Genomic DNA, 16,092 nt, shown 5'->3' with positions numbered 1-16,092 from the left:
AGCGTTCAATCTGAGCCATGATCAAACTCTTCAATTAGAATTTTTGTGGTCTCTCGACCGGCTCAACGAATACTGATTGAACATCAATAACTAGAAGCTAGTCATGACATTCGAATTGACTGTGCCAAAGCTTCGTTATCTACAAGAGATAGCGTTACCTTGTATTGGTCACTCAGTTCATTGATAAATCTTTTGACTTAACTTTTTCACGAGTGCCCACACAGATTGCATGGTCAAATTGTTAAAGAACAAACTGACTGGTTAGTGGCTTAAGTTGCCGCTCTCCGTGTCAGTGAGGTCGCATTATAGGGAGGAATGAGAAAGGCACAACTCTTTTTTAAGCAAAAAAAAATCAACTGGACAATTATCAACCAACACACACCGAAACCAGTTAATTTTTCGCCCTCCCCAATTATTAACCTCGGGTTGCCTGCTCTTCTATACGCACAATTAACGCTTCCGGTAGCGATAATGACTTCGCAAGCTGATCTAAATACGCTCGCTCAAGGAAGTGATCGACATCGATAACCAACAGTGAAGCTAAATACACTTCTGAGGCTTGCGCCAAATTATGTACTTGTGAGCTAATGACACTAGGGTCTAATGGAGAGTCAATCCATTGTGCAATTTGCATTTCAGCATCACTTTTTACGTTTTGCTCATTCATCCACTGGCTAATTGCCTCACGCTCCGCATCATCGATATGCCCGTCTGATTTTGCGGCATATACCATTGCCTGAATTAACAGCTCAGGAGCAATACAGCCCCCATCTTGCTCTATACCACTTTCCTCTAAGGCCGGTACACCTTCTGTTGTCTCACCTTGCTGCCACTTTTTATATGCTTGATAACCCAAGGTCCCTATTAGAGCTGTTCCGCCAACTACCGCTGCTTTTTTCCCATACTTTTTTGCGAGCTTACGGCTCTTCTTGCTACCAACTAATGTGCTGACTAACCCACCACCAATCGCACCTTTTAATAAACCGCTGCTCGAGGACGATTTATTGCTGCCCTCAAAATACTTGCCTGCTTGGTTTAAAAGCTGGTTCATCATATTGCTCATTACATTCCCCTTAATCACAGTGCACTTGTCGTATAAGTAATTTTAAAGTGTTGATGCCACACGCGACTAAGAGTGAGGAATAACTAAGAGTAGAGAATGGAAAATGAATTTAAAGTGAATAGAAGGTAAAGGTAGGTAAAAAGCCTCTCTATCAAAGAGAGGCTCTTATTGATTGTATTATCTATGCTTGCTTCGCGATGATATGACTATCACTGACGGTTACTTGAATCGCTTTTCCAGCTACAAACTTGCCCGACAAAATATCTTGCGCCAACGGGTTCTCAATATATTGCTGAATAGCCCGTTTAAGCGGCCTTGCCCCAAACACTGGGTCAAAACCAGCTTCAGCAATTAAATCCAGCGCGTCTTCATCAAGTTCAAGTTGGTAATCACGCTCTTGCAATCGCTTAACCAAGCGTGAGATTTGAATACTGGCAATATTCTTAATATGCGCCTCACCCAATGGGTGAAAGACAACCGTTTCATCAACACGGTTAATGAACTCTGGTCGGAAGTGGTGACCAACCACTTCCATCACTACCTTCTTGATCCCGTCATAATCGAGTTCTCCAAAATGTTCTTGGATACGATCGGAACCTAAATTCGACGTCATGATCACAACACAATTACGGAAATCAACAGTTCTACCTTGCCCATCGGTTAGTCGACCATCATCCAGTACTTGCAGCAGAATATTAAAGACATCAGGGTGTGCCTTCTCAACTTCATCAAGCAAAATCACTGAATATGGGCGGCGGCGAACAGCTTCCGTTAGATAACCACCTTCTTCGTAACCAACATAACCCGGAGGTGCGCCGACTAAACGAGCAACAGAGTGTTTTTCCATAAATTCAGACATATCAATCCGCACCATGGCATCTTCACTGTCGAACATGAAATGAGCGAGTGACTTACACAGCTCAGTTTTACCCACCCCTGTTGGCCCTAAAAATAAAAACGAACCGATAGGACGATTTGGATCCGATAGACCGGCACGACTGCGACGAATGGCATTTGCAACAGCATCCACGGCTTCGTCTTGGCCAATTACACGCTTATGAAGCTCGTCTTCCATACGTAATAATTTGTCACGTTCGCCTTCAAGCATTTTTGCAATTGGAATGCCTGTTTGACGCGATAGTACTTCTGCTATCTCGGCATCTGTCACTTTATTTTTGAGCAAGCTCATCTCTTGCATTTCTGCTTGTGCAGCCAAATCGAGTTGCTTTTCTAATTCAGGAATTCTTCCATATTGCAGCTCTGACATACGGTTTAAGTCACCTGCTCGTCGGGCGATTTCCATATCAGTACGTGCCTGCTCAAGTTCGGTTTTGATATGCTGAGTGCCAGACAAGGCCGCTTTCTCTGCATTCCAAACTTCTTCAAGCTCTGCATACTCGCGCTCTTTCGTGTCGAGCTCTTCATGCAGGTCACTTAAACGCTTTTGACTGGCCAGATCATTCTCTTTAACCAATGCTTGCTCTTCAATTTTCAACTGAATGATGCGACGTTCAAGGCGATCCAACGACTCCGGCTTAGAATCAATCTGCATTCGTATGCTTGAAGCCGCCTCATCAATTAAATCAATGGCTTTATCAGGCAATTGGCGATCTGATACATAACGGTGCGACAAGCTAGCAGCGGCAACAATGGCTGGATCGGTAATCTCTACATGGTGATGCAGTTCATAGCGCTCTTTAAGGCCACGTAAAATAGCGACGGTATCCTCTACTGTTGGCTCATCCACCAGCACTTTCTGGAAACGTCGTTCTAGTGCAGCATCTTTTTCAATGTATTGACGATACTCATCTAACGTTGTTGCACCGACACAGTGAAGTTCACCACGGGCAAGCGCAGGTTTGAGCATGTTACCGGCATCCATTGAGCCTTCACCTTTGCCCGCGCCCACCATAGTATGAAGCTCATCAATAAAGAGAATGATACTGCCCTCTTCTTGCGACAATTCATTCAACACCGACTTTAAGCGCTCTTCAAACTCACCTCGGTATTTGGCGCCGGCGATTAAGGATCCCATATCAAGAGAAAGCACTCGCTTATGGCGCAGGCCTTCTGGTACTTCACCGTTCACAATACGCTGAGCAAGCCCCTCAACAATGGCCGTTTTACCGACGCCGGGTTCACCAATTATTACTGGATTATTTTTAGTACGGCGCTGTAAAACTTGAATAGTACGGCGGATTTCATCATCACGACCAATCACAGGGTCAAGCTTACCCTGCTCTGCTCGTTCAGTAAGATCAATGGTGAACTTTTCAAGTGCCTGACGATTCTCTTCCGCATTTTGATCATCAACTTTTTGACCTCCACGCACTTTTTCAATCGCCTTTTCAATGCTACCGGCAGTCAGCCCTTTTTCTTTTAGCAACTGCCCAAGGGGACCTTTTTCATCAACCGCCGCCAAGATAAATAACTCAGAAGATATGTATTTATCTTTTCGCTTTTGCGCCAGTTTATCGCACATGTTAAATAACATGCCCATACCATGAGAAAGCTGGACATCACCGCCAATGCCACTCACTTTAGGCAGTCGGTCGAGCAGCTCGGATAAGCCCGATCGTAATTGCGATACATCAACATTCAATAAGGTCAGTAATGGACGAATAGTACTGCCATCTTGATTGAGCAGTGCAACCATTAAATGTGCCGGCTCGATATACTGATGGTCTCGCCCTAATGCTAGCGATTGAGCATCTGAGATCGCCATCTGGAATTTGCTAGTAAAACGGTCAAGACGCATAAGTCCTCCTTTTTATTCTTACAATATATATGGTGGCTTTCCGACCAATTTTCAAGCAAACAAATATTGCTCAATCGTTATGCCCCATCGTTAACAAATAAAACATTGGCAAACACCTCTCAGTCAGATTTTCTACCTGTTTTAAGCTGTCTAGTACGCTTGTTATTGACAACCTTTTATCGCACGGTGTACTGTTTAATGGTATGACATACGATATAAAAGGAACTCGTTCATGATTAAGCCCTCCCTAACAACGCTCGCACTGATTGCTACCGCACTGGTTTCATCGTCAACAGTATTGGCTCAACGTGATATTCAAGAGACACGACAAGAAAGTCGTCAAGAAGCGAGGATTGAGCATCGCACAGAAACTCGTATCGATAACCGCCGAAATGCAACAGTGAAATCCCCAAGTGTCATTATTGTTCAAAATGCCATGTTACGGACTGTCAGCTATAACGGCATCATTCTATTGCACGATACCGTCAACCAACGTTTTTACCGAACGGCTGAAAATGGCTATAAAGTATATAATGTGCCATATGGGGCAAACGTTATCGAGTTATCAGCCCCGACACCAACTAACATTTCAATCTTGAACTGACCTTTCTCGATCACACTAGATATAAAAAAGCCCTCGTGCGAAATTCGTCACGAGGGCTTTTTTATATCGATTCGATCAGTCGAGCCAAACAAGCGTAGCCTGACGGCCCGTTACACCATCACGACGATAGGAATAAAACTGCTTCGCATCACGATAAGTACAATAATCGCCACCAAATACGGCAGTAACACCCACGTTATTCAGGCGTTGAGTTGCGAGCATATAAAGGCTGGCGAACCACTTATCGTCAGTATCCTTAGTTGAAGCTGTGAAAGCGTGTTGCGCGATGGCATCAAAAGCCATAAATTGCTTCCGCACTTCTCCCCCAACTTCAAAAGCATCGGCACCAATGGCTGGGCCCATCCATGCAAGGATGTCACTTTTTTCACAAGAAAAGCGCGCAACAGTGGCCTCAAGTATGCCATCAGCTAAGCCCCGCCATCCAGCATGTACCGCCGCTACCTGCGTTCCGGCTTTATCGCATAAAATCACAGGTAAACAATCTGCCGTCATGACAGTACAAGCTAAATTAGACTGTTGAGTATAACTACCATCAGCATCTGGCACGCAATTCAAAGGGTGAACAAGTTCGATCACCTCTGTACTGTGGGTTTGGTTAAGCCAAGCAAGGGGATGCTGCAAACCAAGCTGGCTTTGCAGGCTATCTCGATTTGCTTGTACCGCAGTAGAATCATCCCCAACATGCGCCCCAAGATTAAAACCTTGATAGGGCGCAACACTAACCCCGCCCACACGAGTCGTCGTGACAGCTTTAACATTCGCTGGTGCTGGCCAGTCAGGGAGAATCAACATTTTAGTACTCGTCGTCTTCGTGTGCTTCTTTATCGTTACGTAGAATATTGATCATCGCGACCATATCAACCGGCAACGGTGCACGCCATTCCATTAACTCACCCGTCATCGGATGCTGAAGGCGTAACATACGCGCATGAAGCGCCTGGCGATCAAATGCACGTAGTGCTTGAATCAATTCATCAGAAGCATGGCGTGGTGGACGCGGACGACCTCCGTATATCACATCCCCAATTAATGGGTGGCTTAAGTACGACATATGGACGCGGATCTGGTGAGTACGACCCGTTTCCAAACGCAATACAAGACGCGTATGCTCACGGAAACGCTCAGCAACACGGTAATGCGTAATTGCTGGCTTACCCATTTCACTGACTGCCATGCAAATGCGCTTGGTCGAATGGCGGCCAATTGCTTTTTCAACGGTGCCTCCGCCAGTCATTTTACCCATTGCAATGGCTTCATACTCACGTGTGATCTTGCGTTTTTGTAACGCACGTACCAAGCGAGTTTGTGATTGGATTGTCTTCGCAACTACCATAAGACCTGTCGTGTCTTTATCCAGGCGATGCACAATCCCAGCACGTGGCACTTCAGCCAGCTCTGGACAATGGTGAAGCAAAGCATTCAACACGGTGCCGTCTGGTGTACCGGCGCCTGGGTGAACAACAAAACCTCGCGGTTTATTGATGACGAGGATGTCCTCATCTTCATAAACAATATTAAGCGGAATATCTTGAGCTTCCCAACGCTGTTCATCTTCAATTTCAGCGTTAATCAGCAGTTCTTCACCACCCATCATTTTGCTTCGAGGCTTAGTTGTGACGTTCCCGTTCACTGATACCATGCCATTAAGGATCCACTCTTTTATCCGAGAGCGGGAGTAATCTGGAAATAATTCAGCGATAACCTGATCAAGACGTAGGCCTAATTGGCTATCTTTTACTGTATTTGTTAACTCTATTTGCTGTGCCATAGCGAACTTTTTCAAAAAGCGTGGGACTAAACGTCAAACGCTGCGTAAAATAACATAATAGTGTCATTGTATCTGTTAACGGTCTTAACCGTAATGGATCAACAGAAATAAAATTTTTATCAAGGAAATAGACACCACAATGAAACGCCTGACAATCACGACTTTTCTTGCCGTTGCCATTCTTTCAGGCTGTTCAAGCACTGAAGAAATTGTGCCTGATGTACCACCATCAGAGCTATATGCAACAGCCCAGCAAGCTTTACAAAGCGGCAGTTGGACCACGGCTATTGAGCGCCTAGAAACATTAGATTCTCGTTATCCATTCGGGGCTTATTCCGAACAAGTTCAGCTCGATCTAATTTATGCTTACTACAAAAATGATGATCTCGCCCTTGGTGAAGCGACCATTGATCGATTTACCCGACTAAACCCTGCTCATGAAAAAGCAGACTGGGTATTGTATATGCGTGGCCTTACCAGCATGGCACAAGACCGCAGCTTCATGCATGATCTCTTTAGTATAGATCGCCATGACCGTGATCCAGAGCCTGCACGTAAAGCCTTCCGTGACTTTAAGCGACTGCTAGAGCGTTACCCTAATAGCCGATACACCGCTGACGCCCAAGCACGTATGGTCTTTTTGAAAAACCGCCTTGCAGACTATGAGCTAGCTGCTGTCGATTTTTATATTCGCCGAGAAGCATGGGTTGCAGCCGTTAATCGCGCACAACTGATCCAGCGTGAATACCCAAATACTCATGCTGCTCGTAAGTCACTAGAGCATATGGAAGTTGGTTATGAAAAATTGAATTTAACCACCCCGCTCGAAAATACCCGAAAGTTGATTGCACTTAACCCGCAATAATCAACAGTGCACAAACAAAAACAGCAGCCAATAGGCTGCTGTTTTTTATATCTGCTTTAGGTGATTTAGCTTTGCTCAAGGTGATCGCACGGTAAAGACATTCATTTTGTTATGATTATTTTTTACTCATCACCCTGTTTAAAATCGTATAAGTACCCTGAATAGCACCAGCCATCAGCGTTCTGTATCCCTCCATACTGCCGCAACTTTCTTATCGACCACAAGCGTTTTCTTCAAATTATTTTGCAACAAACCAAGCCTGATCACAGAAAATTTCTGGATATTATCCCATAACAATAAATGTGATGTAGATCACATTACTCATTCCTGTTTTTAGTAATCTGAAGTTAACCCAACGAAGGGTAGCAAACGAGGAAAGATAATTATGACAATAAATATTACCGGTAAAAACCTAGATATCACCCCTGCTATCCGTGAACGCCTTGAGTTTAAATTCAAGAAGTTAGAAAAATACCAAGTACCGTTCATCGGCATAAATGCGGTTATTAGTACAGAGCCAAATCGCCAATTCAAAGTGGAAATTTCTGCTGCTATTCCAGGAGGTCAATTAGTCGCCTCAGCAGAGCAAAGCGATATGTATGGTGCAATTACTGAAGTCTATCAAAAACTCGAGCGTCAACTTAATAAGCAGACACACAAGCCAACGTCTCGTCGTGCCAGCCACAGTAATAAGCCAGAAGTTGAAGCTGAAACAGAAGAAGAAACAGAAGCATAATCTTTCAGAGGAATTCAATAATCAGCCCTGCCCTTGCAGGGCTGATTAGTTTCTGCTTGACAAGCTATCTCTGGCTGAATAATGTTGGGACAGACTTAACACAAAACGACTATAAAATTATTTATGCAATTTATTCGACTGTTTTTCTTTAGCTTCTTTTTTATGTCACCTTAATCGGGGGCTCTTCGTTACGCAAGAAATAAGCTAAAGACGAACAGAGAGCCTCCTTTTACAAGGGGGCTTTTTTGTATCAGGTAAGTTGCAGACAGACAGGGAATCAAAATGACAGAGCCTAAGTATTCACTTGACGACATCAGAAAGAATGTCAGCCGTATCGACAATGAGATAATTAAGCTACTTGCTGAACGCCGTCAGGTCAGCTTAGAAGTCGCTAAAAGTAAAATACAAACAGCTAAGCCTGTTCGGGACCTTCAAAGAGAGCAAGAGTTGTTACTCCGTCTGATTGATGCGGGTAAAGACCAACAACTTGATGCCCAGTATGTAACTCAAATCTTCCATACTATTATTGAAGATTCAGTTTTGTTCCAACAAGCCTATCTGCAAAAGCTCACCAACCCTGATAGCCTTCAACCTGTTGCAAGGGTTTCTTTCCTTGGTGCAAAAGGCTCATACTCGAATTTAGCCAGCCGTAATTACTTTAGTAAAAAACAAACAAAGCTGGTTGAAATGAGCTGCTCAACCTTCCGCGATGTACTTCAGGTAGTTGAAACGGGCAATGCCGATTATGGTGTACTGCCTATCGAAAACACCAGCTCTGGCTCAATCAATGAAGTCTATGACTTACTGCAGCACACAAGCTTATCAATCGTTGGTGAAATAACCCAACCTATCGAGCACTGTTTACTGGCCGCCGTTGAAACCAATACTGAGAACATCGATACTCTGTATTCTCATCCGCAACCTCATCAGCAATGCAGCGAGTATTTACATTCGATGGGAGATATCACTCAAGAATACTGCTCAAGCACCGCAGAAGCGATGAAACTCGTCGCTGAGTTGAAACAGCCAAATGTGGCTGCAATAGGCAATGCATCCAGCGGTGAGCTCTACGGCTTAACCCCGATAAAAAGTGATATCGCCAACCAACAAGAGAACTTCACCCGCTTCATTGTTGTTGCGCGTAAGCCTGTGGAAGTAACGTCACTGATCCCCGCTAAAACGACATTAATTATGTCCACGGCACAAAAAGCAGGTTCATTAGTTGAGTGCTTGTTAGTGCTGCGTAACCTTAATATTAATATGTCTAAGCTTGAATCCCGCCCTGTTATTGGTAATCCTTGGGAAGAAATGTTCTATGTTGATGTTGAGGTTAATCTCAAATCTGAAGTGATGCAGGAAGCCCTAGAAGAGCTGACACGCTTAACCCGCTTTATCAAAGTATTGGGTTGTTATCCTAGCGAGAATATTAAGCCAGCAGATGTCGAAATCAATTAAGGCTAGGCGCTATTAATAAGAAGATAAAAAAAGCGAGAGCCATGACTCTCGCTTTTTAGTGTCTATTTTACGCATTATGCACGATGAGTAGAATCGTTCGCCTGTCTAAGTAATCCCTGGCTCTCGATTAAAAAATGCTGGGCATAATCTCCGAACCAGCCTTCAACTTGTCCAAATGCCTGCTTAAAAGCACCTTTATCTTTGTTATCAAGCATTTCAATGGCGTCACCAAAGCGTTGGTGGAAACGCTTGATCATGTCGATATTTTGCGGAGATGACATAATAATATCAGCGTAAAGCTGGGCATCTTGTGCGAACAATCGGCCAACCATCGCTAGCTCCAATCGATAAATTGGCGAGCTTAGTGATAATAGTTGTTCGAGTTTTGGATCTTCTTCTGCCAAATGAACACCGTAAACAAACGATGTAAAGTGACGTAGCGCTTGAATTAACGTCATACCCTGATCATGCTCAATAGCACTGATACGATTTAGTGAAGCACCCCAAATTTGGAGTTGCTCTAGTAGCCACTGATAACTTTCTGGGTTTCTGCCATCGCAATAAGCCACAACCTGTTTAGCCAAGCTTGCGATATCTGGCCCAAACATTGGATGTAAACCAACCACGGGACCATTGTGTACCTCAAGCATCGCCTGTAATGGCCCACTTTTCACTGACGTTAAGTCCGCTAAAATACAATCTTCTGGCAAGCGATTAAGCTTAGCGATCACTTTCTCTGTGAGGTTGATCGGTACTGAAACCACGACCATGCCAGCACCAGATAACAATTCGTCTGCGCGATCCCAATCTTGGCTGCCGAGCTTACGAACTTGGTAGCCCGATAATTCAAATAAGCGGCAAAATAAACCACCTAGCTGACCATGACCTCCCACCACCACAATCGGTCGCAGTTCAGGCTTCAAGCATTTGAAACCTGAGTCATTTTCACTGGCGTAAGATTCACGCATGGTACGGCGCAAGATATCTTCAATAAGATCGGGCGGCACACCTTTTTTTTCAGCTTCCTGACGACGCGAAGCAAGCATCGCGGCTTCACGATCAGGGGCGTAAATAGGTAGGCCATGCTGACTTTTGACATGCCCAACTTCTTCAACCAACGCCAGACGGCGAGCAAGCAGCTCAACCATCTGTTGGTCGACATCATCAATTTGATCTCGTAATTTACTTAATTCAGCAACCATTTACCGGGCTCTCTGCTATCTATGCAAACGTTAGTCGTTAACCATTACGCTGTTGAAGGAACGGGGTCAGCTCTTGATGGGTATGGCGCAATAATGTTTCTGTCGCTTCCCAGCTGATACAAGCATCGGTAATTGAGACACCGTGAGCCATTTCATCTCGCGGTAAATCCGAACTTTGGCTTCCTTCATTAATATGGCTTTCCAGCATCAAGCCAATGATTGACTTGTTGCCTTCACGAATTTGGTGAATCACATCTTCAGCAACCAAAGGCTGACGGCGGTAATCTTTTCGTGAGTTAGCGTGGCTACAGTCTACCATTAGCGATGGAGAAAGACCTGCTGTGTTCATCTCGTTTTCACATTCCGTGACTGATACTGAATCATAGTTAGTCTGCTTACCGCCACGTAAAATCACATGGCCATCTGGGTTGCCCTGAGTATTTAACAACGCGACTTGACCATCAGGGTTAATCCCCATGAAGCGGTGCCCAGATGCGGCAGCTTGCATTGCATTAATTGCCGTACCTAAGCTACCGTCGGTACCGTTTTTAAAGCCGACTGGCATGGATAGTCCGCTCGCCATTTCACGGTGGGTTTGTGACTCTGTTGTTCGAGCACCAATCGCTGCCCAACTGAATAAATCGCCTAAGTACTGTGGGCTAATTGGATCTAATGCTTCTGTTGCCAAAGGGATCCCCATTTCAACCAGATCAATTAATAGCTGACGGCCAATATGAAGACCTTCTTCCACCTCAAATGAACCATCAAGATGCGGGTCATTAATCAGTCCTTTCCACCCCACAGTTGTACGTGGTTTCTCAAAGTACACACGCATAACAATATACAGTTGGTCACTCAATGCTTCTGAGAGTTGTTTTAACTTAACCGCATATTCTTTTGCCGCTTCGATATCGTGAATTGAACACGGACCACATACCACCAGCAAACGGTGATCACGCTTATGGGTAATATCAGCAATGATTTGACGAGACTCACGAACAAAAGACAGTGCTTCCTCGCTAACTGGTAGCTTCGCTTTTAGCTCTTGAGGCGTAATGAGTACTGACTCATTTTCGATATGAACATTATTAAGTTGGTCTTTTTGCATGATGGCTTCCCTGTAAACTTTAAACAACACAAAATAAGATAGAACAGGTTTTACCTGTCACGAGGCATACAATAACAAGGGGTTTGACCTAATTGCAATAGCCTGTAAACAAAAAACACCAGTCGTAAATATAAGTTTACACGATGCGTTTTTTGGCTATCTCCCTAAAAGCCAGTTACCATAATTGCAGTCCCCCACTTCAAAATTAAGCGTCATGGAACTGATTTTTTCACTTCTTCAGCAACTCAGCGTCTATTTAGTATTAGCTTATCTTTTAAGTAAAACACCGCTGTTTATGCCAATTACCTCTATTTCAGGTCGGCTTTCACAGCGTTTCTCCTGCTATATTTTATTTTCCCTCTTCTGTATTTTAGGCACTTACTTCGGACTTGATATAGAAGATGCCATTGCTAATACCCGCGCTATCGGTGCCGTGATGGGGGGACTACTCGGAGGCCCTGTCGTTGGCTTTGCTGTTGGGTTGACCGGTGGGCTTCACCGCTACACCTTGGGTGGGTTCACCGATCTAGCTTGTGCAATATCAACCACCGCAGAAGGACTTATTGGCGGGCTGATGCACAGCTACTTTGTACGCCGCGGCCAAGCAGACCAAATATTTCGCCCGATGATTGTCTTTATCATTACCTTGGCCGCTGAAATTGTTCAGATGCTCATTATTTTGATGGTAGCAAAACCATTCGATCAAGCCCTAAACCTTGTCAGCTCAATCGCTTTACCAATGGTCATCGCCAACTCCATCGGCGCGGCACTGTTTATGAGTATCATCCAAGACCGTAAAACAATTTATGAAAAATATTCTGCCGCCTTTTCTAGCCGAGCACTCAAAATCGCCCAGCGATCTGTGGGTATTCTAAGCCAAGGCTTTAACGAACAGACCACCAAACAAATAGCCAAGATTGTCTATGATGAAACTGGGGTTGGAGCTGTTGCGATCACTGACAGAGAAAAAATCTTAGCCTTTATCGGTATTGGCGATGATCACCACATACCAGGGACACCTATCTCGTCAGGATACACTCACCGTGCAATTGATGGCCGAGAGCTTGTTTACGCTGACGGGTATGATATTTCCTACCAATGCTCGCTACATAAAAAATGTAAGCTCGGCTCGGCATTGGTGATCCCATTAGTTGGGGGGAATAACGAAGTGTTAGGCACCATCAAGCTTTATGAGCCGAAACGAAAACTGTTCTCGACCGTTAACCTGACACTTGGCGAGGGCATCGCAAAGCTGCTTTCCAACCAAATTTTAACTGGCCGTTATATTCAACAACAGAATTTACTGACTCAAGCTGAACTGAGGTTATTGCAGGCGCAAGTTAACCCACACTTCTTGTTTAACGCCCTCAATACCATTAACGCTGTGGTACGCCGTGACCCAGATAAAGCACGACAACTGATCCAGCACCTATCACAATTCTTTCGCCGTAACTTAAAGCAAAATATCGAGACTGTAACTCTAAAGGAAGAACTACAACACGTTCACTCCTACCTCGAGATTGAATTGGCTCGCTTTTCCGACCGCTTACATGTTGAGGTCAATGTCAGCCCTGAGATCATGGCAATGCGGTTACCAACATTCACTGTGCAGCCGTTAGTCGAAAATGCCATTAAGCATGGCGTATCAACATTGCTTGAAAATGGTAAAATCACCCTCAATGGCTATGTGGATAATGACCATGCGATCCTTGAAGTCGAAGATAATGCCGGTAATTATGCCCCCGTCGGTGAAGGGGGGGGGCTAGGCATGAAAATTGTCGATAAGCGGTTGAAAAACATGTTTGGGCAACAGTATGGGCTCGCAATGTCATGCCAGTCAGAACAGTGGACCCGAGCCACTATTACAATTCCGATGAATGCACTACAACACAATGAAGTAACTGGAGAAAAGGCACCATGATTAAGGCACTGGTGATTGATGATGAGCGCTATGCTCGTGAGGAGTTAGTTGATCTTCTCCATGAAACGGGTGATGTTGAAGTTATTGGCGAATGTAGTAATGCCATAGAAGCATTAAAAAAAATCAACCAGCTCAAACCCGATGCCATCTTTTTAGATATTCAAATGCCGCAGATCACCGGCATCGAGATGCTAAGCATGCTTGATCCAGAAACTATGCCAAAAGTCGTTTTTGTCACCGCTTATGATGAATATGCCTTAAAAGCTTTTGAAGATAATGCCTTCGACTATCTGCTAAAACCGGTTGAGCCATGTCGTTTAAATAAAACCATCAAGCGACTGCGTAAAGAGTTCCAACCCACTGACTTTTCACCGATCGTATCTGACATGCTTGAGCTTATTCCCTGTACTGGCCACAACCGAATTTTGTTGCTGAGCCCCGCAGAAATTGAGACTGCCTACTCCGATCTATCGGGTGTACATGTGGTGGGTAAGAATACCAATGCAACCACGCAACTAACGCTCAAAATTTTAGAAGAAAAAACCCCGCTGATCCGTTGTCACCGCCAGTACCTTATTCATCCGCAAGCCATCAGAGAAATTAGGTTATTAGAGAACGGGTTAGCGGAAATTACCACGGTTCATAACTATCAAGTCCCCGTTAGTCGACGCTATTTAAAAGAACTCAAAGACCGGTTTGGCTTGTGTTAATCGTCTAACGGTAGGTAATCAGGCTAGGTTATAGATCATCGAACCTGATTGCTTATCACCACACCACACATTTCATTCCCCTCGTTTCCTTCCTTAAATTCTACCTAGATCACAACATCATTTTTTCATCTAACCACTAAACCCTTCGGAAAAACCACTCAACCCATTCGTTAAAACCGCTAAAAGTGGTTATCGACCACTCACCCTGCCATATAACCACTCACCCCTTAACCCGATGCATCTTTCCTTCAGTTCTTTATTATGGCGTCATAAAAATTTGTTTTGCGCATATTGCCGAGGGTGTTCAGGCAACAACGCAAAACCGACCCAACCAACTCCAATAGGAATAGAGAGATAGTTTATGGCCTGGTTTTTGATGTGTGTTGCAGCACTAGTCGGTGGATACTTCATCTACGGTGCATTTATCGAGAAAATCTTCGGTATTAATGAAAATCGTAAAACCCCTGCTTTTACTAAGCAAGATGGTGTTGACTTCGTTCCGATGTCGAACAAGCGTGTGTACTTAGTTCAGCTGCTTAATATTGCTGGTGTTGGTCCAATCTTCGGCCCAATCATGGGTGCGCTATATGGCCCAGCAGCCATGTTATGGATTGTTCTGGGTTGTATCTTCGCAGGTGCCGTCCACGACTATTTCTCGGGTATGCTTTCTGTTCGTAACGGCGGTGCTTCTGTACCAACCATTACGGGCCGCTACTTGGGCAACGGTGCAAAACACTTTATGAACATTTTTGCTATCGTACTGTTGCTACTGGTTGGCGTGGTTTTCGTTTCTGCACCTGCGGGCATGATCACTAACCTTGTAAACGAACAAACCAACATTGGTATGTCGATGACAACCATGGTTGTTATCATCTTTGCTTACTACATCATCGCAACGATTGTTCCTGTTGATAAAATCATTGGTCGCTTCTACCCATTGTTCGGCGCACTACTTATCTTCATGTCTGTTGGCCTGATCACTGCGATTGCTTTCTCGAGCGAGCACACCCTGCTTGGCGATTATGAGATGAGCCAGATGTTCACCAACATGAACCCGAATGACCTGCCATTATGGCCAGCACTGTTTATCACCATCGCTTGTGGTGCTATCTCTGGTTTCCACGCAACACAGTCACCTCTAATGGCACGCTGTATGGAAAACGAGAAAAACGGCCGCTTCGTATTCTACGGTGCAATGATTGGTGAAGGTGTTATCGCCCTTATCTGGTGTGCACTAGCACTATCATTCTTCGGCTCAGTAGAGTCACTACAAGAAGCTGTTGCTAACGGTGGTCCAGGCAACGTGGTATACAGTTCATCTATCGGCCTACTAGGCATGTTCGGTGGCATTGTTGCTTTCCTTGGTGTGGTTATCCTACCGATTACATCTGGTGATACTGCATTCCGTTCAAGTCGTCTTATCCTTGCTGAATACTTCAACATGGAACAGAAGACACTACGCAATCGCCTTCTAATGGCTCTACCACTGTTCGTTCTTGGTGGCATCCTTACTCAAGTAGACTTCGGTATCATCTGGCGCTACTTCGGTTTTGCTAACCAAACAACTGCTGTAATGATGTTGTGGACAGCCTCGGCTTACCTACTACGCCACAACAAGCTGCACTGGGTAACCACTGTACCGGCTATCTTCATGACCACGGTATGTATTACCTTCATTTTGAACAACAGCCAGCTAGGCTTTGGCCTACCAATGATGGTATCGACTATCGTCGGTATTGTTGGTGCACTAGGTATTACAGGCTACGTGATTAAAATCTCGAAGGGCAAAGGTGACACTGACTTTGCTAACGAAGAAGACGGCAAAGCCGCGACTGAAAACGCCTAAGGTTTAGTTTCCCCCTAAAACACAAAAACCAGCCG

The 16,092-nt window shown here is 44.6% G+C and carries 13 protein-coding genes and 1 other annotated feature; of the genes, 7 read left to right on the top strand and 6 right to left on the bottom strand.

The features are described from left to right. Positions 1–415: 415 nt before the first annotated feature. Positions 416–1,063, bottom strand: coding sequence for a tellurite resistance TerB family protein (locus L4D78_RS25960; RefSeq protein WP_428469612.1), 648 nt, complete (start codon positions 1,061–1,063; stop codon positions 416–418). 181 nt (positions 1,064–1,244) lie between these two features. Then, positions 1,245–3,821: an ATP-dependent chaperone ClpB gene (clpB, locus tag L4D78_RS25955; RefSeq protein WP_428469611.1), complete on the bottom strand. Its 2,577-nt coding sequence runs from the start codon at positions 3,819–3,821 to the stop codon at positions 1,245–1,247. Between the two features lie 232 nt (positions 3,822–4,053). Between clpB and L4D78_RS25950 the strand changes: the two genes are divergently transcribed. Further along, the gene (locus tag L4D78_RS25950; protein WP_428469610.1) at positions 4,054–4,425 is read left to right on the top strand and encodes a hypothetical protein; all 372 of its coding nucleotides are present in this window, start codon (positions 4,054–4,056) and stop codon (positions 4,423–4,425) included. Positions 4,426–4,500: 75 nt separating this feature from the next. On the opposite strand, the gene pgeF is transcribed toward L4D78_RS25950, so the two are convergent. Both pgeF and rluD read right to left on the bottom strand, forming a co-directional pair. Beyond that, positions 4,501–5,235, bottom strand: coding sequence for a peptidoglycan editing factor PgeF (gene pgeF / locus L4D78_RS25945; protein ID WP_428469613.1), 735 nt, complete (start codon positions 5,233–5,235; stop codon positions 4,501–4,503). Between the two features lie 4 nt (positions 5,236–5,239). After that, positions 5,240–6,214 (bottom strand): 23S rRNA pseudouridine(1911/1915/1917) synthase RluD, encoded by a 975-nt coding sequence (rluD, locus tag L4D78_RS25940; RefSeq protein ID WP_428469609.1) that lies wholly within the window; start codon positions 6,212–6,214, stop codon positions 5,240–5,242. A gap of 139 nt (positions 6,215–6,353) precedes the next feature. Here rluD and bamD point away from each other — a divergent pair, with 139 nt between their 5' ends. The 3 genes from bamD (at position 6,354) to pheA (ending at position 9,270) form a co-directional block, all read left to right on the top strand. After that, entirely contained in the window at positions 6,354–7,079 is a 726-nt protein-coding gene (gene bamD, locus L4D78_RS25935) for an outer membrane protein assembly factor BamD (protein WP_428469608.1), read from the top strand. A gap of 385 nt (positions 7,080–7,464) precedes the next feature. Further along, positions 7,465–7,815, top strand: a complete 351-nt coding sequence (hpf, locus tag L4D78_RS25930; protein WP_428469607.1) for a ribosome hibernation-promoting factor, HPF/YfiA family — start codon at positions 7,465–7,467, stop codon at positions 7,813–7,815. A 125-nt stretch (positions 7,816–7,940) separates the two neighbouring features. Continuing rightward, positions 7,941–8,065 (top strand) — a sequence feature (Phe leader region). Positions 8,066–8,097: 32 nt separating this feature from the next. Further along, entirely contained in the window at positions 8,098–9,270 is a 1,173-nt protein-coding gene (gene pheA / locus L4D78_RS25925) for a prephenate dehydratase (protein ID WP_428469606.1), read from the top strand. A gap of 74 nt (positions 9,271–9,344) precedes the next feature. On the opposite strand, the gene tyrA is transcribed toward pheA, so the two are convergent. Further along, on the bottom strand, positions 9,345–10,472 hold the full coding sequence (tyrA, locus tag L4D78_RS25920) for a bifunctional chorismate mutase/prephenate dehydrogenase (RefSeq protein ID WP_428469605.1): 1,128 nt from the start codon (positions 10,470–10,472) through the stop codon (positions 9,345–9,347). 37 nt (positions 10,473–10,509) lie between these two features. Next, on the bottom strand, positions 10,510–11,580 hold the full coding sequence (locus L4D78_RS25915) for a 3-deoxy-7-phosphoheptulonate synthase (RefSeq protein ID WP_428469604.1): 1,071 nt from the start codon (positions 11,578–11,580) through the stop codon (positions 10,510–10,512). Positions 11,581–11,794: 214 nt separating this feature from the next. On the opposite strand from L4D78_RS25915, the gene L4D78_RS25910 reads away from it, so the two are divergent. From L4D78_RS25910 to L4D78_RS25900, 3 genes are all read left to right on the top strand, one after another. Continuing rightward, complete coding sequence (locus L4D78_RS25910; protein ID WP_428469603.1) at positions 11,795–13,501, top strand: LytS/YhcK type 5TM receptor domain-containing protein; 1,707 nt, start codon at positions 11,795–11,797, stop codon at positions 13,499–13,501. Continuing rightward, a complete protein-coding gene (btsR, locus tag L4D78_RS25905) occupies positions 13,498–14,211 on the top strand; it encodes a two-component system response regulator BtsR (protein ID WP_428469602.1) in 714 nt (237 codons plus the stop codon). The genes L4D78_RS25910 and btsR overlap by 4 nt, the downstream gene beginning before the upstream one ends. A 361-nt stretch (positions 14,212–14,572) precedes the next feature. After that, positions 14,573–16,057, top strand: a complete 1,485-nt coding sequence (locus L4D78_RS25900) for a carbon starvation CstA family protein (protein WP_428469601.1) — start codon at positions 14,573–14,575, stop codon at positions 16,055–16,057. The last annotated feature ends 35 nt before the right edge of the window (positions 16,058–16,092 follow it).

Source organism: Photobacterium minamisatsumaniensis (assembly GCF_050336695.1).
Lineage (GTDB): Bacteria > Pseudomonadota > Gammaproteobacteria > Enterobacterales > Vibrionaceae > Photobacterium > Photobacterium minamisatsumaniensis.
This window is presented reverse-complemented; position numbering and strand designations above follow the sequence as displayed.